This is a genomic window from Mesorhizobium sp. M0800 (assembly GCF_040320095.1).
Taxonomy (GTDB): domain Bacteria; phylum Pseudomonadota; class Alphaproteobacteria; order Rhizobiales; family Rhizobiaceae; genus Mesorhizobium.
Genome location: NZ_JAMYOZ010000020.1, coordinates 42,497 through 62,866, shown reverse-complemented (window position 1 = coordinate 62,866; position 20,370 = coordinate 42,497). Strand labels below are relative to the sequence as shown.

Below are 20,370 nucleotides of genomic sequence, written 5' to 3'. Positions count from 1 at the left end.
CAAATATGGGCAAGGTAGTGGTTGTCACATCCGGCAAAGGGGGTGTCGGCAAGACGACCTCGACGGCCGCTCTCGGCGCCGCGGTCGCGAAAACCGGCAAGCGGGTGGCTCTCGTCGATTTCGACGTCGGCCTGCGCAACCTCGATCTGATCATGGGTGCCGAGCGGCGCGTTGTTTTCGATATCGTCAACGTCATTCAGGGAACCGCCAAGCTTTCGCAGGCGCTGATCCGTGACAAGCGACTCGAAACGCTGTTCCTGCTGCCGGCCTCGCAAACGCGCGACAAGGATGCTCTCACCGAGGAAGGCGTCGCCGACGTCATCGACAAGCTGCGCTCCGTTTTCGACTACGTCTTCTGCGACAGCCCGGCCGGCATAGAGCGGGGCGCGCAACTTGCCATGCGCTTTGCCGACGAGGCGGTAATCGTCACCAACCCGGAAGTGAGCTCGGTCCGCGATTCCGATCGCATCATCGGCCTGCTCGACTCCAGAACGATGAAAGCCGAGCAAGGTGAATCGATTGTCAAACACGTCCTCGTCACACGCTACGATGCTGCGCGCGCTGCCCGCGGCGAGATGCTGAGCATCGATGACGTGCTCGAGATCCTGTCGACGCCCTTGCTGGGAATAATTCCCGAGAGCCAGGACGTGCTGCGCGCATCCAATGTGGGCGCGCCGGTTACGCTCAGCGAAAACACCAACCCCGCCGCACGCGCCTATATCGACGCGGCAAGAAGACTCGAGGGCGAGGACCTGCCGGTCATTCTGCCTTTCGAGCGGAGGGGCCTCCTCGACCGGCTGTTGGGAAGGAGGGCAGCATGAACCTGCTCGATATCTTCAAGCGCCGCGGCAGCGCGCCGGTGGCGCGCGAGCGCTTGCAACTGCTGTTGGCTTACGAGCGTCGAAGCCGCAACCAGCCCGATCTCGTCTCGGTGTTGCGCGAGGAGATCATGGCGGTGATCGCCCGGCATGTTCAGGTCGACCAGGATTTCCTGCAGGTGAGCATGGATCACGGCGAAACGACGTCGAGATTGGAGATCGACATCCAGATCCCCAACAAGGTCGCAATGCCCATGGCCGCGGCGTTCTAACGGAATCCTCCGGCCAGGGCTTGCGTCGGCTGCTGCCGAGGTTGCGGCGCCGTGGTTGGCGTGCTTGAGCCGGTTGCCACCGGCAAGTCTCGCAATTCGAGGACAATAATCACTGCCTCACCAAAAACCCGCGGCCGTTTCCAGCCGCGGGGGCCTTGGGAGGGCCTTTCGAACCTGTGGTCAGATGTTGGCGAGCAATTCGTTGACGCGGCTTTCCATGTCGGCAAGGGCGGTGTCGACGTCCTTCTGGCCACTGATTGCTGCACTCATCTCTTCGCCGATAATGTCCTGGATCGCAAACTGACGCTGTACGGCGGACGGCAGCGGCCTGCCGAGATCGGCGACCGCAGAGATCGTGTTGCGATGCGGCAGTGCCTTGAAGGCGTCCGAGGTGATCACGGCCTTATAGGCCGGCAAGTGGCCGGTGCGCGACCATTCGAAGTCGTAGTCGGCGAAGAACTTCAGGAATTTACCGATAGCCGCGATCTGTTCAGGCGTGCGGTCTTTCTGCGAAACGGCCCAAGTGTGGCCGTCGGCATATTGCGCGTGGGCGCCGCCAAACAGCTGCGGATACGGATAGACCGCATAGCCGCCCTTGTTGAGCGCCGTACCCTTGGTCTCGGACTGGGCGTTGTAATCGCCGACCACCCAGGTGCCGTTAAGGTGGACGCCACCCTCGCCGGCAAGGAAGGCGTTGATCGAGCCGCCATAATCGAGATCCTTGGTGGTGTAGCCCTTCTCGAAGATCGCCTTGTACATCTCGACGACCTTCTTGGCTTCCGGCGTATTCAACTTCACATGCTTCGGATCGGCGAAGAAATCGGAATCCTGCTGGAAAAGATAGGTGTAGAGGTTGCGTGTGTAGAGTGCAGTCTCATTGGTCAGGTTCTGGACGAAATAAGGCTTGCCCGTCTTCTGCTTGAACTGTTCGGCCTGGGCGAGCAGTTCCTCGGGCGACTTTGGAAAAATCGGCGTGCCGTCGGCATTGACGAGGCCGGCTTGTTTGAAAAGATCCATGTTGACGTGATAGAGCATCGTCCAGCTGTCGATCGGCAGGCCATAGACCTTGCCGTCTTTGGTGGCGCCATTGCGTGCCGCGTCGGTGAAGGCGTCGGGTGTCACGCCGACCGACTTCAAGAGATCGTCGAGCGGCATCAACAGGCCCTTCGACTGATAATCCGACAGTACGGATTCATGGATCGTGACGATGTCCGGAGCGTCGCCTGAAGCGAACTGCGCGGTCAGCTGATCATAGCCGGGCCATTCCACGGTGGTGACGTTGACATGGACATCGGGATTGTCGGCGTTGAACTTGTTGATCAGCGAGGTGATGATGCCGCATTCGCCGACGGCCTTGGTGGCATCGGTGTTGGTGCCGAAATCGGCATCGCAGGCGCCGAAAAAGCGCTGCACGCTCAGCTCCGTGGCCGCGAAGCTTGGACTTGCGAGCATCATTGCGCCCGCAGAGACTGCGGCAAACAGTATTTTCTTCAGTTTCATATCAGTTCCTCCTACTGAGTTTCCGCCGCTCCACCCTGGATTGGCTTTCGTGCTTCAATTGCTGCGCATTCCCCCGGCCGTCAGGCAATCTTCGTTATCTCACCGCAGCGCCGGAGACCGCCGTGACGATGTATTTCTGGAAGAACAGGTAGACGATCAGGATCGGGGCACCGGCGAACACCGCCTGCGCCATCAGGAAGCCGATGCCTTCGGACTGGGCGAAGTTGGTCTGGGTCGAGGCCATGCCGACCGTCAGCGTGAACATGTCCTTCCTCGTCGCCGAAATCAGCGGCCAGAAGTAGTCGTTCCAGGCCCCGAGAAAGGTGAAGATGCCGAGCGTCGCCTGCGCAGGCAGCGTGAGCGGCAGAAGCACCTTCCAGAAAATTCTGAGCCGGCTGGCGTTATCGAGCATGGCGGCTTCGTCCAGCTCCTTCGGGATGGCCTTGAAATACTGGGTCATCAGGAAGACACCGAACGGAGCCGAAAGGCCCGGCAGAATTAGCCCTTGATAGGTGTTGTGGAACTTCAGCATGCTGAATATCTGGTGACGGGCGACAAGCACGGCCTGTTCCGGGACCGCCAGACCGAACAGCACGATCACGAACAGCACGTCTCGGCCGGGGAAATTCAGCCGTGCAAAACCGTAGCCGGCGAGCGACGACAGGATCAACGTGCCGAGCGTCAATCCGCCCGAGACGATGATGCTGTTGCGCACCCAGATGAACACGGACGAGGTGCCGACGGTGTTGATGTAGTTCTTCAGCGTATAGGGTGCGTGAAACACCGAGTTCGGATCGGCCATCAGCTCCGTATTGTCCTTGAGTGACAGGCCGATGACCCACAGAACCGGCGCGATCATGACGATCGAAAGCAGGATGACCAGGGCCAATAACAAATGGTCGCCAAATGCCCGGCCCTTGATGGAGGCTGCTGGGGCGCTCATGCCTGGTCTCCCCTGCTGCGTGTCACCAGGTACTGGGCCATGGCCGCGACCAGGATGAGGATGAACAGGATTTCCGATGCAGCGGCGCCCAGGCCGAGATCCCAGCGACGGAATGCGGTGTCGTAGATATAGAGCACGATCGGCTTGGTCAGATTGTTCGGACCGCCGCGCGTCATTAGCCAGGCCTGGCCGAAGAGCTGGAATTGCAGCACGATCTGGATGATGATCACCAGGATGAAGGTCCGCTTGATCGACGGCAGCGTGATCGACCGTAGCGTCTGCCAGCGATTGGCATTGTCCAGCGCTGCCGCCTCGTAAATGTCCTGCGGGATCTGCTGGAGTGCTGAGAGAAAGAGCATCATCGGCAGGCCGATGCACCACCAGATGGTGGCAATGGCGATGCCGACCATCGCCAGGCTGGGATCGGAAATGAAGGCCGGAGCCGTTGCGCCGAACCATCCGTAGATCGTCGACAACAGGCCGACATTCGGAATGAAGACGATGCGCCAGATCAGCGTGACGATGGTGACCGACAGCACCGACGAGGAAAAGAACAGCGTCCGCAAAACCGCGGCAGTGCGCGTGCGGCGGTTGAGGCAAAGCGCCAGGAAAAGGCCGATCAGCGCCAGCGTCGGCACCGTCAGAAGCACGAAGTAGAAGGTGTTCCAGATCGATTGCAGGAAGACCTTGTCGTGATACAGCCTGGCGTAATTGCCGAGACCGACAAAATTTCCGGGCGAAAACGTGTCGGCCTTGTGGAAACTCAGCCACATCCCCCAGAGCAGCGGGAAGAGCAGCAGCGTGGTGAAGAAGAACAAGAATGGCGCAATGAAAATGACGTTTCGCCATTGCGGCGCATAGATGTCGGCGGTAGGGGCTCTAACGCCGACAGCAAGCGTCGCGGTCGGGGACATCGCCAGCCGGTCAGCCATCTCAGGCCTCCCTCGCATGCCAGGCGCGGCCGGTCTCGTTGAACAGATGCGATTTCTGGCCGTCAAAGGCGAGCCCGATTCTGTCGCCGACGGCGACGCGGCTGTTGCCGGCATCCGAGCCGACGATCTGCTGGCCATCGCCCAGCCGCGCGTAGATCAGGGTGCGTTCGCCGAGCCGCTCGAGCACATCGACCACGCCGCCGGCATTGCCCTGTCCGGCGGCAACGATGCGCACGTCTTCAGAACGGATGCCGAAAGTGTACTTGCCATCGGTCAGTTGGCTGGCGGCGATCTCGGTCTGCACCGAGACGCCGTCCGCAAACCTGGCCGTGGCGTTCTCGCCGGATCTGTCAAGCGTCGCATCGACGAAGTTCATCGCCGGCGCGCCGACGAAACCCGCGACGAATTTGGTCGCCGGGCGCTCGTAGATCTCCATCGGGGTACCGATCTGGTCGATCTTGCGATTGTTCATGACGACGATGCGGTCGGCCAGCGTCATTGCCTCGACCTGGTCATGGGTGACGAAGATCATCGTCGATTGCAGCCGCTGGTGAAGCTGGGCAAGCTCGATGCGGGTGCGGGTGCGCAACGCCGCATCGAGATTGGAGAGCGGCTCGTCGAACAGAAAGGCCTTCGGCTCCTTGACGATCGCACGGCCGATGGCGACGCGCTGGCGCTGGCCGCCGGAGAGCTGGCCCGGCTTGCGATCGAGCAGATGCGGCATTTCGAGGATGCGGGCGGCTTCGTTGATGCGCGCCTCGATGACCTTGCCTGGAACGCCGATATTCGCAAGGCCGAAGGCCATGTTGTCGCGCACCGTCATATGCGGATAAAGCGCATAGGACTGGAACACCATGGCAATGCCGCGCTTGCCCGGTGGCAGATGATCGATGCGCTCGTTGTTGATGGCAATCTCGCCGCTATCGACAGCTTCGAGCCCGGCAATCATTCGAAGAAGCGTCGATTTTCCGCAGCCGGACGGGCCCAGGAACACGATGAATTCGCGTGCCCTTATGGAGAGCGACAGATGATCCAGCACCGTCATGGCACCGAACTGCTTGCTTACGTTCCTGATCTCGATATCGGCCGTCACGTCGACGCTCCTCCTCAGCGTTTGCGCTTTCTCGATGATCCGCCTGAACTCAGAGCCTCAGGCGTATGACCTGGTAGGAATAGGCCGGCAGTGACAGGCTCAGCTTGCCGCCGGCGAGCGAGGCGCCCTCACCCTTCCTGGGGCCGACATTGCCAGGGTTTTCGGCCGAATTGACGGCTTTCAGATCGGCGTGTGCCATCACCTGGTGATTGACGATCTCCGCCGCGCCGAAGCCGGTGAGGTCGACCACTGTTTCGATTGCCTCGCTCGAATGGCGGTTGACGGCGAAGAAGGTGACGTGGCCGGTTTGCCTGTCGTGCACGCCGGCAACATCGACATAGGCGACGTCGCCCGCAACGCTGGATTTGTAGGTCGGGCTTTCCACCTTGAGATCCAGCGCATTGCCGCGACCATAGTTAGAAGCAAACAGATAGGGATAAAAAATCGTCTGCCGCCATGCCGGGCCATTCGGAACGGTCATGATCGGCGCGATGACATTGACCAGTTGTGCCAGGCAGGCGATCTTGACGACATCGGAACGGCGGATGAAGGTGTTGAGGATCAGGCCGACCTGCAGCACATCCTCGAAATTATAGATGTCTTCGAGCAACGGCGGGGCGAACGGCCAGCCGTTGCTGCCGCCGAGTATCTTCCTGTCCTGCTCCTTGGAATGGTACCAGACGTTCCATTCGTCGAACGAGATGTAGACCTGCTTGTTGGAGCGCTTCTTGGCCTTGATATACTCGATGACGCCGGCGACCGAGACAATGTAGTCGTCGAGCTTTTCGCTCATGGCGAGATAGTTCGGAGCGTCGTTGGCGTCGTTGTCGAAATACATGTGCAGCGAGATGTAGTCGACCTCGTTGTAGGTATGGTCGAGAACCGTCGCTTCCCATTCAGGGTAGGTCGGCATCTTGGCATTCGAAGAGCCGCAGACCACCAGCTCGAGTGACTTGGAGAAGGCGCGCATGGCCTTGGCCGTCTCATGCGCCAGCCGGCCATACTCGTCCGCGGTCTTGTGGCCGATCTGCCAGGGGCCATCCATTTCATTGCCGAGGCACCAGAGCTTGACGTCGAAGGGCTCCTTGCGGCCGTTGGCGATGCGCCTGTCGCTCCATTTGCTGCCGCCGGGATGGTTGGCGTACTCCAGCAGGTTGCGGGCTTCATCGAGGCCGCGCGAGCCGAGATTGACGGCAAGCATCATCTCGGTGTTGGCGGAGGTGCACCAATCGGAAAATTCATGCAGGCCGACTTCGTTGCTTTCCGATGTGTGCCAGGCGAGGTCGAGGCGCACTGGGCGCTGTTCCTTGGGGCCAATGCCGTCTTCCCAATTGTAGGCCGAGACGAAATTGCCGCCGGGATAGCGGACGATCGGAACATTGAGTTCCCTGACCAGATCGATGACGTCCTGACGCATGCCGCTGGCATCCGCTGTCGGATGGCCGGGCTCATAGATGCCGGTGTAAACTGCCCGCCCCAGATGCTCGATGAAGGATCCGTAGAGCCTCGGATCGATTTCCGAGACGACATAATGCGGATGAGCCGTAACGGCTGCCTTCATGCATTCCTCCTATCGATATCACAAACGATGATTTAAATCATCTTGCCCGATATCAAAGAGGAATTGGCAGCCCTTCGTCAAGCCAAAATACCCAAAGGTAGGACAATTAGACGAACGCTTTGGCACAGCAGAAAGCCAGATGGTTGAAATTGCTGCGTTATCTTCAGAACCCGGTTTCATGATATCAACCAGTTTTGATCCTGAGCAGGATGTCCTGATCGTAATTTCCAAAGCCCTTGCCGAAAATATTGATCCCGCCGGGGCGCTTGGCGTCGTCCTTGACGCCGATACGGACGCGGATTGAATGATGGCTCTTCAGATCGAGTGCGGCGAGGCCGGTTTCGGAAATCCTGAGGCCGTCGACATAGGTGCCGTCATTGGCAATTCGCCAGTTCTTCAGCTTACCGTATTGCGAGCCCTTGAGCTTCCACCAGGAGGGCGTGAAGACGCCGCGCTTGTCGCCGAAATCCCCCGGCGACGTCCAGGTGCCGACATCGACGCCATTGATCGTCAGCGTGATGTCCGAGGGCCAATCGGCGCTGGTGCCCGGCACTTCCGAAGACAACTCTATCGCAACTTCGAGTCCGGTGATCTCGGCATTGGCGAGCTTGGCATTGTTGGGGAACTGGTATTCGACAAAACCGCGCGTGAACCATAGCAGGCCGGCTTTCATGCGGTCCGGATCGAGGAAAGTGTTCGGCACATCGAGCAGACCGATGATGCCGTCCGGCGAACAAAGGCCGCAGGGCGCGGTAACCTCGAAGCCGGTATAAAGCCCGATCGGCATCGACACTTCGATCGCGTCGTTCTTGACCGCACGATATTCACTCTTGAACACGACGAGCACTTCTTCCGCCGTCGGATAACAGATTTTCTGACTGCCTTTCTTCGCTTTCAGGTTCTCGGTGCGGATCAGCCCCGCATCCTCCAGCACCTGGATGTTGGTCGAGACGGTCGACTGCGGAAGCGACAGCACGGCGGCGATTTCGTTGACATTCATCGGCCCCTTCTCATGCAGCAGTTTCAGCATCGAGATCCGCGCCGAGGAGGCAAGCCCCTTGAGCACGGCAATGCCTTCCTCAGGTTCAATCACCAGAAAATTGCGACTCATGAAATTGCCCGGCCCATGTAAAATCTGTATCCGAAATTACCCTGTATATCGGGATATCTGATTTAATCAATGTGCAGGCGGAACGCCGGGCAATTTGTTGAATCCGGCAGGGCGAGGGTCGCGCGGTGGCCCTGCACAGAATTTGTGCAGGAGCATATGCAGAGTGGACACCTGAACGCCGATCGCCCAATCTAGTCTGGAGCCGAGCCCGGTGATGGTGGCTTGCACATAAAGTGGTTGGACGGGTCGTGACCAAAGGGTGGAAATTATACGATCAGCGACTGGCCTGGGTCCTCGTCGCGCCTGTGCTTTTACTGCTTACCCTGCTTCTGCTGCTGCCGATCGCGATCATGACGGTCTACACGTTTTTCACCTTCGTCACCGCGGGGGTGGAATCGGCGGTGCTGACCTTCGACAACTGGAAGGAATTCCTCACCGACAGCTACTATCGCGGTTTTCTTTGGAAGACCGTTCGCGTCGGCGCCATCACCGCTGTGATCTGCGCGATCCTTGGCTATTTCCCCGCCTATTTCATCTGGGCCACGACCTTCAGGCACAAATGGCTGTTGTTGCTGCTGCTCATCGTGCCGTTCTGGATCAGCTTCACCATCCGGACATTCTCGTGGATCCATATTCTCGGCGAACAGGGGCTGATCAACGTCGTGCTCATCAGGCTGGGGGTTATCAACGAGCCGTTGCCGATGCTCTACACCGAGGGCGCCGTCGTCATGGGGCTGCTGCATTTTCTGCTGCCCTATATGATCCTGAACGTCTATGTCAGCCTGGAAAGCATCGACCGCACGCTGATCGCCGCCGCCCGCTCGATGGGCTGTACCAGCGCGCAGGCGTTTCGCGAAGTGACCCTGCCGCTATCGATGCCGGGGCTGGGCGCCGGGCTGCTGCTCTGCTTCGTGCTGGCGGCCGGCTCCTATGTGACGCCGCAGCTGCTCGGCGGCAGCCGCGATGCGCTGTTCGGCAACTTGATCTACGACACCATCATGGGGCAGCTCAATTGGCCGATGGGCGCCACGCTTTCCATCGTCCTGTTCGTCCTGCTCGGCGCGGCCGCGGCCGCCTACAGCCGCTATATGGGCCTATCGCAGATCATGAAGGGCCTCAGTGCATGAGAGCGGATCATCCCGATCGCGAAGGCAGATGGGCGTGGCGGCTGACCGGCGCGATCACGGTGTGCGTCTACGTCTTCATGTTTGCGCCGATCCTCGCCACGGTCGTGCTTTCCTTCAACGCCTCGATGTTCGGCGGCTTTCCCCTCACCGGCCTCAGCCTGCGATGGTACGAAAAGCTGCTCACCAACGAGCCGGTTCTCGACGCCTTCCGGACATCGATGTGGATTGCCCTGGTGACGGCAACGGTGACGACGCTGCTCGGCATCATGGCGGCATTGGCGCTGGTGCGCTTCGAGTTCCGTGGCAAGCAGGCGATCAACACGCTTGTCATTCTTCCCGCGCTGGTCCCCGAAACGATACTCGGCGTCGGCCTGCTGGTCATGATCAAAGCCGTCGACCAGCCGCGCAGCATGACGCTGCTGGTGCTCGGCCACATTCTGCTCACGCTCCCCTACGTGGTGCTGATCGTCCAGGCGCGCATGGTCGGCATAAAGCGTTCCTATGAGGAGGCGGCGCTTTCGCTCGGGGCGCCGCGTGTGTCGACATTCCGCGAAATCACGCTGCCGCTGCTCATTCCCGCAGTGCTTGCCAGTGTTCTGCTCGCTTTCACCATTTCGTTCGACAACACCTCGGCCAGCCTGTTCTGGCGGCCGGCGGGCGTCGAGACCATGCCGACGCAAATCCTTTCGATGCTGAAGATCTCGATCAGCCCCGAGGTGAACGCGCTCGGAACCGTCATGATCCTTTTGACGGTCGGCATTCCCTTGGCTGGCGGGCTCGTCCTGCAAAGCCTCACCTGGTTCAAGGCAGGCAAGTGAAAATGAAAATGGGAGAATGGAAATGAAACTGACAACCGCCAAACGACTGGAACGGCTCAACGAACGCTATGCCAATGGCGACATCAGCCGCCGATCGTTCCTGACGCTGACGGCCGCCGCTGCTGCCGCCACCGGGCTTTCCATGCCCTGGATGGGACGGGCGCTGGCCGCGGTTTCGGAAGTGCGCTTCGACGGATGGGGCGGCGTGGTGCAGGAGGCGATCGATAAGTACGCGTTCCAGCCTTACACCGCCAAGTCCAAGGTCAAGGTCGTCCAGGGCACCTTTGGCGACGAGAACGAGATCATCACCAAGATCAAGACGTCGAAACCAGGCGACTTCCAGATCGTCCATTCTTCCGGCGTCAACTACTACATCAAATACGTCAATGGCGGTTTCAATTCGGAGATCAACGAGGCGAACATTCCGAACATGGCGAATGTGCTGACCGCCATGATCGAGCCGTTCCGCAAGATCACGCCGAGGCTGTCGGCAGTGCCATATGATTACGGCACCACCGGCATCGCCTACAACAACAAGGTCATCTCGCCGGAGGAAGCCAAGGAAAAGGGCGCCAACCTGCTTACCGACAAGAAATATGCCGGCAAGATCGGCGGCTACGCCGATATGACGACGCGCGTCTGGTATGCGGCGCTGCAGACGAAACAGGACCCCAACAACATCCAGGACATGGACGTCGTCTGGGCCAAGGTTCGCGAGACCCGCGACCTGGCCAAGAAATTCTGGAGTTCCGGCGCGGAACTGATGGACCTCCTTTCGCGCAACGAGATCGTCGTCACCGATGCCTGGTCAGGACGTGTCGCCGCCCTGCAGCAGCAGGGCCAGCCGATCGGCTATCTCGACCCTGCCGGCTCATACGCGTGGATGGAGGATATGCTAGTGCTCAAGGGTTCGCCGATGGCCGAATGCGAGGAACTGATCAACTTCATGCTGGATCCGGCCACGTCGATCGCCGTCGCCGAGGGCCAGAACTATCCGCCGTCGCTTGACCCGACCAAGGTGAAGCTGACCGACAAGATCGCGGCGCTTCCGGCCTTCGACCCGACTGGATCGATGAAATCGCTGACCTTCGCCGATCCGCTCTACTGGGCGAAGAACGAAGACGCCTGGACCAAGCAATGGGACAGGGTGTCGAAAGGTGCATGACGACAACAGCCACGACCAGCAGCCCCGGCCGGCTTCGGCCGGGGGTGATGGCGACCCGCTCGCCCAGAGCGAGCGGCAGCCGATAGGAAAGCCTGCGGTCGAGTTTCGCGACATCGATATTTTCTACGGCAAGTTCGCCGCTGTGCGCGATTTTTCACTGGCAATCCGCAAAGGTAGTTTCGTCACCTTGCTGGGGCCGTCCGGGTGCGGCAAAACGACGATCCTGCGCTCGATCGCGGGCCTGGTCGACATCTCCAGTGGCCAGATCTCGATCGGCGGAAAGCGGGTCGACGACATCCCGATCTACAAACGCAACATTGGTCTGGTGTTCCAGAACTACGCGCTCTTTCCGCACAAGAACGTCTTCGACAACGTCGCATTCGGCCTGAAATACCGAAACGTGCCTAAACCGGAAATCGTGCGCCGGGTCAAGAAGGCGCTGGATATGGTGCGGCTGCCCGGCAGTGAGACAAAGCTGCCGTCGCAGCTCTCGGGCGGCCAGCAGCAACGCATCGCACTGGCCCGCGCCATCGTCTTCGAGCCGGAAGTGCTGCTGCTGGACGAGCCCTTGTCGGCGCTCGACGCCAATATGCGCGAGGACATGCGCGTCGAGATCAAGAAAATCCAGAGGGAGACGGGCATCACCGCTATCTTCGTGACGCACGACCAGGAAGAAGCCTTGTCGATGTCCGACCATATCGTCGTGATGAACGCCGGCCTGATCGAGCAGATCGGCTCCCCCGCGCAGGTCTATGACCAGCCGGCCACCGCATTCGTCGCCAATTTCCTTGGCAAGGCCAACATGCTGCCCGGCAGCGTGACAGTGATGGACGGCAAGATGGCGACGATCGCGCTGGCCAGCGGCCATGTCGTAAAGGCGGCCGCGCCGAAGGCGCTCGCGACCGGCAGCGTGGTCACCGTCGTCGTTCGCCCGCAGAAGCTTACCGTCGGTACCGCCGGTGCTGCCAACAGGCTGGCGGGACGGATCGTCTCGACCTCCTATCTCGGCGGCAATGCGGTCTACGAGATCGACATCGGCGCCGGCACGCTGGTGCGCGCCAACACGGTGATCGACGGCCAGCCGCTGCGTGAAGGCGAAGCGGTCGATGTCTGCTTCGACCCGCTGGGCTGCGTGCTTCTCGACGCGCAAGGCTTACGCATCGCCTAGCGAGGCGGAACTGAGCCGTTCAGTCTTTCGCGTCACCCTTTAGCCCGAGAAACCGCGCATAGACCTCACCGACAATACCGCGCCGGAAAACCAGCACGCAGACCATGAAGGTCAGGCCGGTGGCGATGGTCACCGGAAAGTTCGAGGTGGCGAGCGTGTTTTCCAGGCCGACGACCAGTCTGGCGCCGATGATCGGCCCGGCCATGGTGCCGATGCCGCCGAGGAGCGTCATCAGGATCACCTCGCCCGACATCTGCCAGGTGACGTCGGTGACCGTGGCAAACTGAAAAACGATCGCCTTGAGCGCGCCGGCCAGCCCGGCCAATGTTGCCGACATGACGAAAGCCGCCAGCTTGTAGTTGGCGACGGAATAGCCCAGCGAAATGGCCCGGCTCTCGTTTTCCCGGATGGAACGCAGGATCATGCCGAAAGGCGAGTTGATGATGCGCCAGATGGCGAACACGCCGATCAGGAAGACTGCCAGTACGAAATAATAGATGTTGATCGAGACGTTCAGGTCGAGCATTCCAAGCAGCCTGCCGCGCGGCACGCCCTGGATGCCGTCCTCACCTCCGGTGAACGGCGCCTGCACGCAAAAGAAGAAGAACATCTGCGACAGCGCCAGCATGATCATGGCGAAATAGATGCCTTGCCGGCGGATGGCAAAGAAGCCCATCACAAGGCCGAGCAGCGCAGCTCCCAGGACACCGAGCAGGATGCCCGCTTCCGGCGGCCAGCCCCAGACCTTGACCGCGTATGCGGTGAAATAGGCCGCCCCGCCGAAGAATGTCGCATGGCCGAAGGACAACAGCCCGGTGTAGCCGAGCAGAAGGTTGAACGCGCAGGCAAACAGCGCAAAGCACAGCATCTTCATCAGGAAGATCGGATAGACGAAGAAAGGCGCCACCAGCAGCGCCAGGATGCCGAGCCCGACCAGCGCCCATTCAAGCCGTGCCGAATTCTTGGCACGCGTCTCGCGGAGTGTCAGTTCGGCCATCTCAGGCATCCCTTCCGAACAGGCCGGCTGGCCGGACCAGAAGCACGATTGCCATGATGACGAAGACCACCAGATTGGAGGCTTCGGGATAGAAGACCTTGGTCAGGCCTTCGGCGAGGCCAAGCATGTAACCGGTGACGATCGCCCCGAGGATCGATCCCATGCCGCCGACCACGACGACGGCGAAGACGACGATGATGAGGTCAGATCCCATCAGCGGGCTCACCTGATAGATCGGCGCGGCGAGAACCCCCGCAAGCCCGGCAAGAGCGGCGCCGAGGCCGTAGGTAAGGGTCAGCAGCAACGGCACGTTGACGCCGAAAGCCTGCACCAGGCCGGGGTTCTCCGTCGCCGCGCGCAGATAGGAGCCCAGCCTGGTCTTCTCGATCAGCGCCCAGGTGCCGAAACAGACGATCATCGAGGCGACCACCACCCAGCCGCGGTAATTAGGCAGGAACATGAAGCCGAGATTGGTTCCCCCGGAGAGCAGCGGCGGCACGGAATAAGGACTTCCCGATACGCCATAGTAGTAACGGAACACCCCTTCGAGCACGAGCGCGAGGCCAAAGGTGAAAAGCAGCCCGTAGAGCGGGTCGATGTCGTAAAGCCTCGACAGCGCCAGGCGCTCGACCACGACGCCGAAGCCGCCGACGATCAGCGGCGACAGGATCAGAGCCGGCCAGTAGCCGATGCCAAACCGGGTGAGAAGCAGGTACCCGACGAAGGCGCCGAGCATATAGAGCGCGCCGTGGGCAAAATTGATGACGCGCAACAGGCCGAATATGACAGCCAGGCCCAGGCTCAACATTGCGTAGAACGAGCCGTTGATGAGGCCGACCAGCAATTGGCCGAGGAATGCCTGAACGGGTATTCCGAAGATCATCGCAACATAGCGTCGGATCGTGCGGCGTCCAGATCGGCCTCTATCCTCGCCGAAAGGACGATTACGGCTGAACGGTCCTGATCCGATATCGCTGAACGAGAATTCCCGTGGTCAACCGCCGGCTGGATGATGGCACGCAACCAGGCGCCCCTCGCCAATGCTTTGGAGAAGCGGACGGTCGCTGCGGCAGATCGGGGTGGCAGCTGGGCAACGGGTGTGCAACCGGCACCCTGAGGGTGGGCTCATCGGGCTGGGCAGGTCACCCTTGAGCACCAGCCGGCCGCGCCGCGCCCGGTCGATGCTGGGTATCGGCACGGCGGAACGCAGCGCCGCGGTGTAATGGTGTCTGGGCGCCGCAAAGACCTCGTCGGTCGGCCCGCTCTCCACGATCGACCCCAGATACATCACCGCCACACGGCTCGAGATTTGACGCACCACGGAAAGATCGTGGGCGATGAACACATAGGTCAAGTTGAACTCCTCGCGCAGGTCGGCGAGCAGATTGACGATCTGCGCCTGGATCGACACGTCGAGCGCCGAGACCGGCTCGTCGGCCACGATCAGCCGTGGCCGCAGCGCCAGCGCGCGGGCGATGCCGATACGCTGGCGCTGGCCGCCGGAGAATTCGTGCGGGTAGCGCGATGCGTGCTGGGGCGACAAGTCGACCCGGCGCAGGAGCTCGGCCACGCGGTCCGCCATTTCCGATGCCGAGAGGCGTTCATGGATGCGGAACGGATCGGCCAGCAGATCGCCGACCCGCCGGCGCGGATTGAGTGAAGCGCTGGGATCCTGAAAGACCATCTGCATCTGCCGCCGCAACGGACGAAGCTGGCGCTGGGAGACGTCGCTGATGTCGCGGCCCTCGAATTCCAGCGACCCCGAGCTGATTTCGGTCAGACGCACCAGACACCGGCCAAGCGTGGATTTGCCGCAACCGGACTCGCCGACGATGCCGAGGGTCTCCCCGGGCCAGATGTCGAGCGACACCGTATCAACCGCATGCACGGTCCGGCGCTGCGCCGGGAAGATCGAGCGGCCGACGCTATAGCGCTTCGACAGGTCGCCGGCACGAAGCAGCGGACGTTCGCGTGGCATGGCATTCATCGTTGCATCTCCACCACGCCGCCAGGCCTCTGGGCAGCGAATTGTGTGCGCGTAGGCTCCGGCAACAGGCACGCGGCGCGATGGCTCTCGCCTTGCATGATCGGCAGTTGAACCAGACAGGCGTCGTGGCGAAAAGCGCAGCGGGGGCTGAAGGCGCAGCCTTTCGGTAGGTTGGAGAGCGACGGCGGAATTCCCGGAATGGCAGCGAGCCGGGCTGGACGTGGTCCCTCTATCGGCGGGATCGAGCCGAACAAGCCCCATGTGTAGGGATGCAGCGGCGCCCGGAACACGCTGCTCTTGCCGCCCTCCTCGACAAAGCGTCCGCCATACATCACCAGTACCCGGTCCGCGACTTCGGCGACGACGCCAAGATCGTGCGTGACCAGGATCACAGCGGAACCGAACTGGTCGCGCAATCGTCCGATCAGTTCGAGGATCTGCGCCTGCACGGTAACATCGAGGGCTGTAGTCGGTTCATCCGCGACGAGTAGCGCCGGGTTGCACGAGAGCGCCATGGCAATCACCGCGCGCTGGCGCATACCGCCGGAAAGCTGGTGCGGGTAGCTGTCGATGACCCGATCCGGATTTGCGATGCCGACCGCATCCAGCAATTGCACGGCCCTCGCCCGTGCCGCTTTCGCCGACACTTTTTCATGCGCGCGGACCTGCTCGCCGATCTGGTTGCCGATCGTATGCACCGGGGTGAGCGCAGACATCGGATCCTGGAAGATCATCGCGATCTGGCGGCCGCGAATGGCATCGAGCGCACGCCGCTTGAGCCCGATCAGCTCCTGTCCCATGAAACGGATGGAACCGGAGACGATAGCGTTGGGGCTGTCGATCAACCCCATAATGGCGAGCAAGGTCTGGCTTTTGCCCGAACCGGATTCGCCGACCACACCGATGATCTCGCGCTGCTCGACAGAGAACGAAACACCTCCCACCGCGCGCACCAGGCCCTCGTCGCTGCGGAAGGAGACGGCGAGGTCCTTGACCACCAGAAGAGGAGCATCAGCCGACATCGCGAGCCCTCGGGTCGATGAAGACGAAGACCACGTCGACGACGAAGTTTGCCATCACCACGAAGAAGGCGGCGTAGATCACCGTGGCAAGGATCATCGGCAGATCGAGCGTCTGCAGCGCCTCGTAGGTCAGTTTTCCGACGCCCTGCAGTCCGAAGACCACTTCGGTCAGCAGCGCGCCGCCACCGACCAGGGCACCGAAGTCGAGGCCGAACATGGTAACAAATGCGACCAGCGAGGTCCTGAGGCCATGATGCAGCACCACCCGCCGCTCGCCGATCCCCTTGGCTCGGGCGGTGCGGATGAAATCCTCCTGCATCATCTCGATCAGGCTTGCCCGCAGCACCCGGCCGTAGAGGCCGACATAAAGGGTTGCCAGCGTGAACCACGGAATGACGAGCGCCTTGAACCAGCCCCAGGGATTCTCGGTCAGGGGGATGTAGCCGAGCGGAGGAACCCAGGAAAACAGCCAGCTGTCGTGCCAGCGGCTTTGCGTCAGCAGGTTGGCGACCTCGCCCAGCCAGAAGACCGGGATCGACACGCCTACCAGGCTCAGGATCATCAGCGCGCGATCAATGAATGTACCGCGCGTTGCGCCTGCGATCACACCGACGATCAATCCGCCGAGCACCCACAGCACTGCCGCGCCGCCGACCAGCGACAGCGTCACGGGAATGGTGCTTATCACGGTCGGAATGACGCGCTGCCCGCGATTGACGAAGGAGGTGAGATCGCGGCTGACGAAAAGCCGGTTCATCATCAGCCCATATTGCCCCGGCAATGGCCGGTCGAGACCGAAATCGTGGCGCACCTGGATCAGCGTCTCTTGCGAAGCATTGCGGCCGGCAATGCGCGCCGATGGATCAGCGCCAGGCGTCGCAAAGAAGATCAGGAAAGCGACGACGCTGATACCGAACATAACCAGCACCATCTGGCCAAGCCGGAAGCCGAGCGCGGCAACCACTAGACGCCCCTCGGCGAGGATTTCGGATCGAGCGCGTCGCGCACGCCGTCGCCCAGAATGTTTAGGGCCAGCACCGTGATCACAATGGCTAGCCCCGGCGCCAGTGCCACGACCGGCCGCGAATAGAGCAGGCCCTGGCCGTCCTGGATGATCGTGCCCCAGCTGGCATCCGGCGGCTGCACGCCGATCGACAGGAACGACAGCGAGGATTCCGTCATCATGTTGAGCGCCAGGATCAACGGCACGAAAACGATGATGCGGGTCACCACATTGGGCATGATGTCGCGCAAAAGGATGCGCCAGGGCGATGCGCCAAGGCCGATCGCAGCGGTGACGAATTCGGCATGCATTAAGGTCAGGACATGGCCGCGGATCGGCCGCGCCACATAGGGCACATAGACGATGCCGATGATGAAGACCGGTAGCCACAGGCTGCCGGAGCGGATTTCGAACGGACCGATCTGGATACTCTGCGCAATCAGCACGATCGACAACGAAATCGCCAACAGGAAAATCGGAAAAGCCCAGAGCACGTCGAGAATGCGCGACAGGCCGATGTCGACGATGCCGCCGAAGAAGCCGGAAATGACCCCCAGGAATGTCGCGAGGACAAGGCACAGCACGGCTGCAGCACCCGAGATCAACAGCGAATCCCGTCCGCCGTAAAGCAGCCGCGCCGCGACGTCACGGCCCTGGTTGTCGGCACCGAGCATATAGGGGCCGATGCGCCAGGTCGGCCCGACCGGCGTCATGCCGAGGCCAAGGCCTTCGGTGGAGGGCTGCAGCACCGGCTGGGTCACCCCATCGACGACGATCTCGCCATTGAGATTGGTCGCAAATGGATCGGTGCCGGAGACGTATCGCGCATAAAGCGGCGCCGCGAGCGAGGCGATCACGATGACGACGAGCACGGCGAAGGCAGATATTGCCGAACGATCGCCTTTCAGCTTGCGCCAAGCGGTGCGCCACGGGCCATCGGTGGCCCGGCGAACCGGGATGGCAGGCTGGTCCGCAATGACATTGACCATGAACAGGATTGCCTGGGAAAAATCGCGGCCTGGAAGATGCGCTGATCCGCCGGAAAAGGAAATGCGACGGAGAGCCAGCGGCACTCCGTCGCATTGGCTCCGGTCGGCTATTCCACCCAGGACTGGCTGACAATCCAGTAGAATTGCGGGCTGAAGGTGAAGTTCTTCAGCCTGGAAGAGATCACATCGACGCGCTTTGGCGTGAACAGGACAGCGACCGGAGCCTTGTCCGTCACAGCCTTGTCGATGGCGGTCCAGAGTGTCGCGCCCTTGGCCGGATCGGCGATGGTGGCTGCCTCTGCCTCGTCCATCGATGCGTCGATCGACTTGTCGCAGAACCCCGAAATATTGACCGAGGCGTCGGAGCCCGGCGTAAACGAGGCACAGCTGAACAAGACCTGCAGGAAATTCGATGGCGCCGGGTAATCCTGGAACCATTGCGAGATCGAAATCTGCACCTTGTTATTGGTGTTCTGGATGTAGGTGAACTGTATGTTCTGCGAGATCGGCTTGACCGACGTCTTGTAGCCAAGCTGGTTGAGCACATCCTGCAGGTAGACGCCGATCGCCTTGGAGACCGTGGTGTCCTCGGTGATGATCGTCACCTCCTGACCTGCGGTTCCCGATTCCGCGACCAATTGCTTGGCCTTGTCCATATCCGGCGCCGACCACTTCTCACCTGCATTGGCGGTGAACGGGCAATAGGCTGCGAATGACGGGAAGCCCGGCGGCAGGATCTGACAGGCCGGCTGCGCCAGATTGCTGCCGCCGAACAGCTTGACGATCGCGGCGCGGTCGATCGCGAAGTTCACGGCTTGGCGAACGCGGATGTCGTTGAACGGCGCCAGATTGGTGTTCATCGGCGCATACCACATTGCCGTCAGCGGGTGAACCGTGACCTGCGCGGCATATTTGGTGCCGAGTTCGGCGAGACGGTCGGACGGCGGTGGGTCGAACATCCAGTCCGCCTGGCCATTCTCGACAGCGGTCACCGCCGCCTCGTCGGTTAGGCCGAATTCGTAGTCGATCTCGTCCGGATATCCAGCCGGCTGCGCTTCCTTGCTCCATTCCTTGAAATGAGGGTTGCGCACAATCTTCATCAGCTTGTTGGGATCGTAGCTGGCGATCATGTAGGGTCCGGTGCCCGGGATCGGATCGGTGCCGGCGTCCTTCAGCGGCGCGCTCGCCGGCAGGATCGACGCGTGCGGAACAGCCAGCTTCTGCAGGAACTCGGCATCCGGCTGGACCAGGTTGAAGGTAATGTTTCCGGCGGCGTCGTCGGCCGACAGGCCACCTTCGAGGGTACACGTCGCAGGTGTCTTCAAGCACGCATCCGCGCCGACGATGCCTTTGTAGAAGGTCCCGGCCGTCGGCCCGCTGATCTTGAAGATGCGTTGGAACGAAGCCACCACGTCCTTCGTGGTGACATTCGAGCCATCCGCGAATTTGATGCCCTTGCGCAGCTTGAAGACGTAGGTCTTGCCGCCGTTCTCGACCTGCGGGAGGTTTTCCGCCAGGTCCGCGACGACTTCGAAGCCGGTCTTGTCCCCGGCCTTCTTGTAGGTCACCAGGCCATCGTAGAGGACATAATTGATCTGGAAATACTGCAGCGTGTAGTTGATGTGCGGATCGGCGGTGCCCGCCGCGGCATTGGCCAGCAGTCGGAGTGTGCCGCCTGGCTTGCCCTCGGTGGCCAAGGCGCTGCTTGCCGGCGACATCATGGTCACGCCGAGCAGAGCCAGGCAGGGCATCAACGCTGCAAATGCTTTTTGGGGTCGCATATTTGTTCCCTCATGGAGGCGTGTCGGCTTTTGCCGCGCTGAACCCGGTCGATCGACCATTGCGCGGCTGAAACAGTCTGGGT

Annotated in this window: 20 protein-coding genes; 6 read left to right on the top strand and 14 right to left on the bottom strand. The window is 61.2% G+C overall.

What is annotated here, in order from left to right; all coding sequences use genetic code 11:
• Window positions 1–5 precede the first annotated feature (5 nt).
• Window positions 6–821, top strand: coding sequence for a septum site-determining protein MinD (gene minD / locus NKI18_RS21865; RefSeq protein ID WP_023677152.1), 816 nt, complete (start codon window positions 6–8; stop codon window positions 819–821).
• Window positions 818–1,090: a cell division topological specificity factor MinE gene (minE, locus tag NKI18_RS21860; RefSeq protein ID WP_023677151.1), complete on the top strand. Its 273-nt coding sequence runs from the start codon at window positions 818–820 to the stop codon at window positions 1,088–1,090. Before minD ends, minE begins: the two co-directional genes overlap by 4 nt.
• A 180-nt stretch (window positions 1,091–1,270) precedes the next feature.
• Here the strand turns inward: minE and NKI18_RS21855 are convergent, their stop codons facing one another.
• From NKI18_RS21855 to NKI18_RS21825, 7 genes are all read right to left on the bottom strand, one after another.
• On the bottom strand, window positions 1,271–2,590 hold the full coding sequence (locus tag NKI18_RS21855) for an ABC transporter substrate-binding protein (RefSeq protein WP_352619884.1): 1,320 nt from the start codon (window positions 2,588–2,590) through the stop codon (window positions 1,271–1,273).
• Window positions 2,591–2,684: 94 nt separating this feature from the next.
• The gene (locus NKI18_RS21850; RefSeq protein WP_352569032.1) at window positions 2,685–3,533 is read right to left on the bottom strand and encodes a carbohydrate ABC transporter permease; all 849 of its coding nucleotides are present in this window, start codon (window positions 3,531–3,533) and stop codon (window positions 2,685–2,687) included.
• A complete protein-coding gene (locus NKI18_RS21845; protein ID WP_502900731.1) occupies window positions 3,530–4,447 on the bottom strand; it encodes a carbohydrate ABC transporter permease in 918 nt (305 codons plus the stop codon). The genes NKI18_RS21850 and NKI18_RS21845 overlap by 4 nt, the downstream gene beginning before the upstream one ends.
• Before the next feature lie 19 nt (window positions 4,448–4,466).
• Entirely contained in the window at window positions 4,467–5,558 is a 1,092-nt protein-coding gene (locus tag NKI18_RS21840; RefSeq protein ID WP_352619887.1) for an ABC transporter ATP-binding protein, read from the bottom strand.
• 49 nt (window positions 5,559–5,607) lie between these two features.
• On the bottom strand, window positions 5,608–7,119 hold the full coding sequence (gene arfA, locus NKI18_RS21835; protein WP_352619888.1) for an arabinosylfuranosidase ArfA: 1,512 nt from the start codon (window positions 7,117–7,119) through the stop codon (window positions 5,608–5,610).
• An 18-nt stretch (window positions 7,120–7,137) separates the two neighbouring features.
• Window positions 7,138–7,299 (bottom strand): hypothetical protein, encoded by a 162-nt coding sequence (locus NKI18_RS21830; protein WP_352541706.1) that lies wholly within the window; start codon window positions 7,297–7,299, stop codon window positions 7,138–7,140.
• Between the two features lie 4 nt (window positions 7,300–7,303).
• Window positions 7,304–8,230 (bottom strand): ArsR/SmtB family transcription factor, encoded by a 927-nt coding sequence (locus NKI18_RS21825; RefSeq protein ID WP_352455343.1) that lies wholly within the window; start codon window positions 8,228–8,230, stop codon window positions 7,304–7,306.
• 248 nt (window positions 8,231–8,478) lie between these two features.
• Between NKI18_RS21825 and NKI18_RS21820 the strand changes: the two genes are divergently transcribed.
• The 4 genes from NKI18_RS21820 to NKI18_RS21805 are packed head-to-tail and all read left to right on the top strand — an operon-like array spanning window position 8,479 to window position 12,508.
• Window positions 8,479–9,357: an ABC transporter permease gene (locus tag NKI18_RS21820; protein ID WP_352619889.1), complete on the top strand. Its 879-nt coding sequence runs from the start codon at window positions 8,479–8,481 to the stop codon at window positions 9,355–9,357.
• Complete coding sequence (locus tag NKI18_RS21815) at window positions 9,354–10,175, top strand: ABC transporter permease (protein WP_352619890.1); 822 nt, start codon at window positions 9,354–9,356, stop codon at window positions 10,173–10,175. The genes NKI18_RS21820 and NKI18_RS21815 overlap by 4 nt, the downstream gene beginning before the upstream one ends.
• Before the next feature lie 22 nt (window positions 10,176–10,197).
• Window positions 10,198–11,340, top strand: coding sequence for an extracellular solute-binding protein (locus NKI18_RS21810; RefSeq protein WP_352619891.1), 1,143 nt, complete (start codon window positions 10,198–10,200; stop codon window positions 11,338–11,340).
• The gene (locus NKI18_RS21805; RefSeq protein WP_352619892.1) at window positions 11,333–12,508 is read left to right on the top strand and encodes an ABC transporter ATP-binding protein; all 1,176 of its coding nucleotides are present in this window, start codon (window positions 11,333–11,335) and stop codon (window positions 12,506–12,508) included. Before NKI18_RS21810 ends, NKI18_RS21805 begins: the two co-directional genes overlap by 8 nt.
• Before the next feature lie 19 nt (window positions 12,509–12,527).
• Here NKI18_RS21805 and NKI18_RS21800 read toward each other — a convergent pair whose 3' ends face one another.
• From NKI18_RS21800 to NKI18_RS21770, 7 genes are all read right to left on the bottom strand, one after another.
• Window positions 12,528–13,505: a branched-chain amino acid ABC transporter permease gene (locus NKI18_RS21800; protein WP_352619893.1), complete on the bottom strand. Its 978-nt coding sequence runs from the start codon at window positions 13,503–13,505 to the stop codon at window positions 12,528–12,530.
• Window position 13,506: 1 nt separating this feature from the next.
• Window positions 13,507–14,388: a branched-chain amino acid ABC transporter permease gene (locus tag NKI18_RS21795; RefSeq protein ID WP_352569024.1), complete on the bottom strand. Its 882-nt coding sequence runs from the start codon at window positions 14,386–14,388 to the stop codon at window positions 13,507–13,509.
• A 111-nt stretch (window positions 14,389–14,499) separates the two neighbouring features.
• Window positions 14,500–15,492 carry an ABC transporter ATP-binding protein gene (locus NKI18_RS21790; RefSeq protein ID WP_352619894.1) on the bottom strand — a complete coding sequence of 331 codons (993 nt, stop codon included), beginning with the start codon at window positions 15,490–15,492 and terminating at the stop codon, window positions 14,500–14,502.
• A complete protein-coding gene (locus tag NKI18_RS21785) occupies window positions 15,489–16,514 on the bottom strand; it encodes an ABC transporter ATP-binding protein (protein WP_352619895.1) in 1,026 nt (341 codons plus the stop codon). The genes NKI18_RS21790 and NKI18_RS21785 overlap by 4 nt, the downstream gene beginning before the upstream one ends.
• Window positions 16,504–17,478, bottom strand: a complete 975-nt coding sequence (locus tag NKI18_RS21780; protein WP_352619896.1) for an ABC transporter permease — start codon at window positions 17,476–17,478, stop codon at window positions 16,504–16,506. Before NKI18_RS21780 ends, NKI18_RS21785 begins: the two co-directional genes overlap by 11 nt.
• Window positions 17,478–18,506, bottom strand: coding sequence for an ABC transporter permease (locus NKI18_RS21775; RefSeq protein ID WP_352619897.1), 1,029 nt, complete (start codon window positions 18,504–18,506; stop codon window positions 17,478–17,480). The genes NKI18_RS21780 and NKI18_RS21775 overlap by 1 nt, the downstream gene beginning before the upstream one ends.
• Before the next feature lie 107 nt (window positions 18,507–18,613).
• The gene (locus NKI18_RS21770; RefSeq protein WP_352619898.1) at window positions 18,614–20,287 is read right to left on the bottom strand and encodes an ABC transporter substrate-binding protein; all 1,674 of its coding nucleotides are present in this window, start codon (window positions 20,285–20,287) and stop codon (window positions 18,614–18,616) included.
• Window positions 20,288–20,370: the final 83 nt, after the last annotated feature.

Coding starts and splice junctions, on each gene's coding strand:
- minD (WP_023677152.1), top strand. CDS start 6: ATGGGCAAGGTAGTGGTTGTCACATCCGGCAAAGGGGGTGTCGGCAAG.
- minE (WP_023677151.1), top strand. CDS start 818: ATGAACCTGCTCGATATCTTCAAGCGCCGCGGCAGCGCGCCGGTGGCG.
- NKI18_RS21855 (WP_352619884.1), bottom strand. CDS start 2,590: ATGAAACTGAAGAAAATACTGTTTGCCGCAGTCTCTGCGGGCGCAATG.
- NKI18_RS21850 (WP_352569032.1), bottom strand. CDS start 3,533: ATGAGCGCCCCAGCAGCCTCCATCAAGGGCCGGGCATTTGGCGACCAT.
- NKI18_RS21845 (WP_502900731.1), bottom strand. CDS start 4,447: ATGTCCCCGACCGCGACGCTTGCTGTCGGCGTTAGAGCCCCTACCGCC.
- arfA (WP_352619888.1), bottom strand. CDS start 7,119: ATGAAGGCAGCCGTTACGGCTCATCCGCATTATGTCGTCTCGGAAATC.
- NKI18_RS21830 (WP_352541706.1), bottom strand. CDS start 7,299: ATGAAACCGGGTTCTGAAGATAACGCAGCAATTTCAACCATCTGGCTT.
- NKI18_RS21825 (WP_352455343.1), bottom strand. CDS start 8,230: ATGAGTCGCAATTTTCTGGTGATTGAACCTGAGGAAGGCATTGCCGTG.
- NKI18_RS21815 (WP_352619890.1), top strand. CDS start 9,354: ATGAGAGCGGATCATCCCGATCGCGAAGGCAGATGGGCGTGGCGGCTG.
- NKI18_RS21810 (WP_352619891.1), top strand. CDS start 10,198: ATGAAACTGACAACCGCCAAACGACTGGAACGGCTCAACGAACGCTAT.
- NKI18_RS21800 (WP_352619893.1), bottom strand. CDS start 13,505: ATGGCCGAACTGACACTCCGCGAGACGCGTGCCAAGAATTCGGCACGG.
- NKI18_RS21795 (WP_352569024.1), bottom strand. CDS start 14,388: ATGATCTTCGGAATACCCGTTCAGGCATTCCTCGGCCAATTGCTGGTC.
- NKI18_RS21790 (WP_352619894.1), bottom strand. CDS start 15,492: ATGAATGCCATGCCACGCGAACGTCCGCTGCTTCGTGCCGGCGACCTG.
- NKI18_RS21785 (WP_352619895.1), bottom strand. CDS start 16,514: ATGTCGGCTGATGCTCCTCTTCTGGTGGTCAAGGACCTCGCCGTCTCC.
- NKI18_RS21775 (WP_352619897.1), bottom strand. CDS start 18,506: ATGGTCAATGTCATTGCGGACCAGCCTGCCATCCCGGTTCGCCGGGCC.
- NKI18_RS21770 (WP_352619898.1), bottom strand. CDS start 20,287: ATGCGACCCCAAAAAGCATTTGCAGCGTTGATGCCCTGCCTGGCTCTG.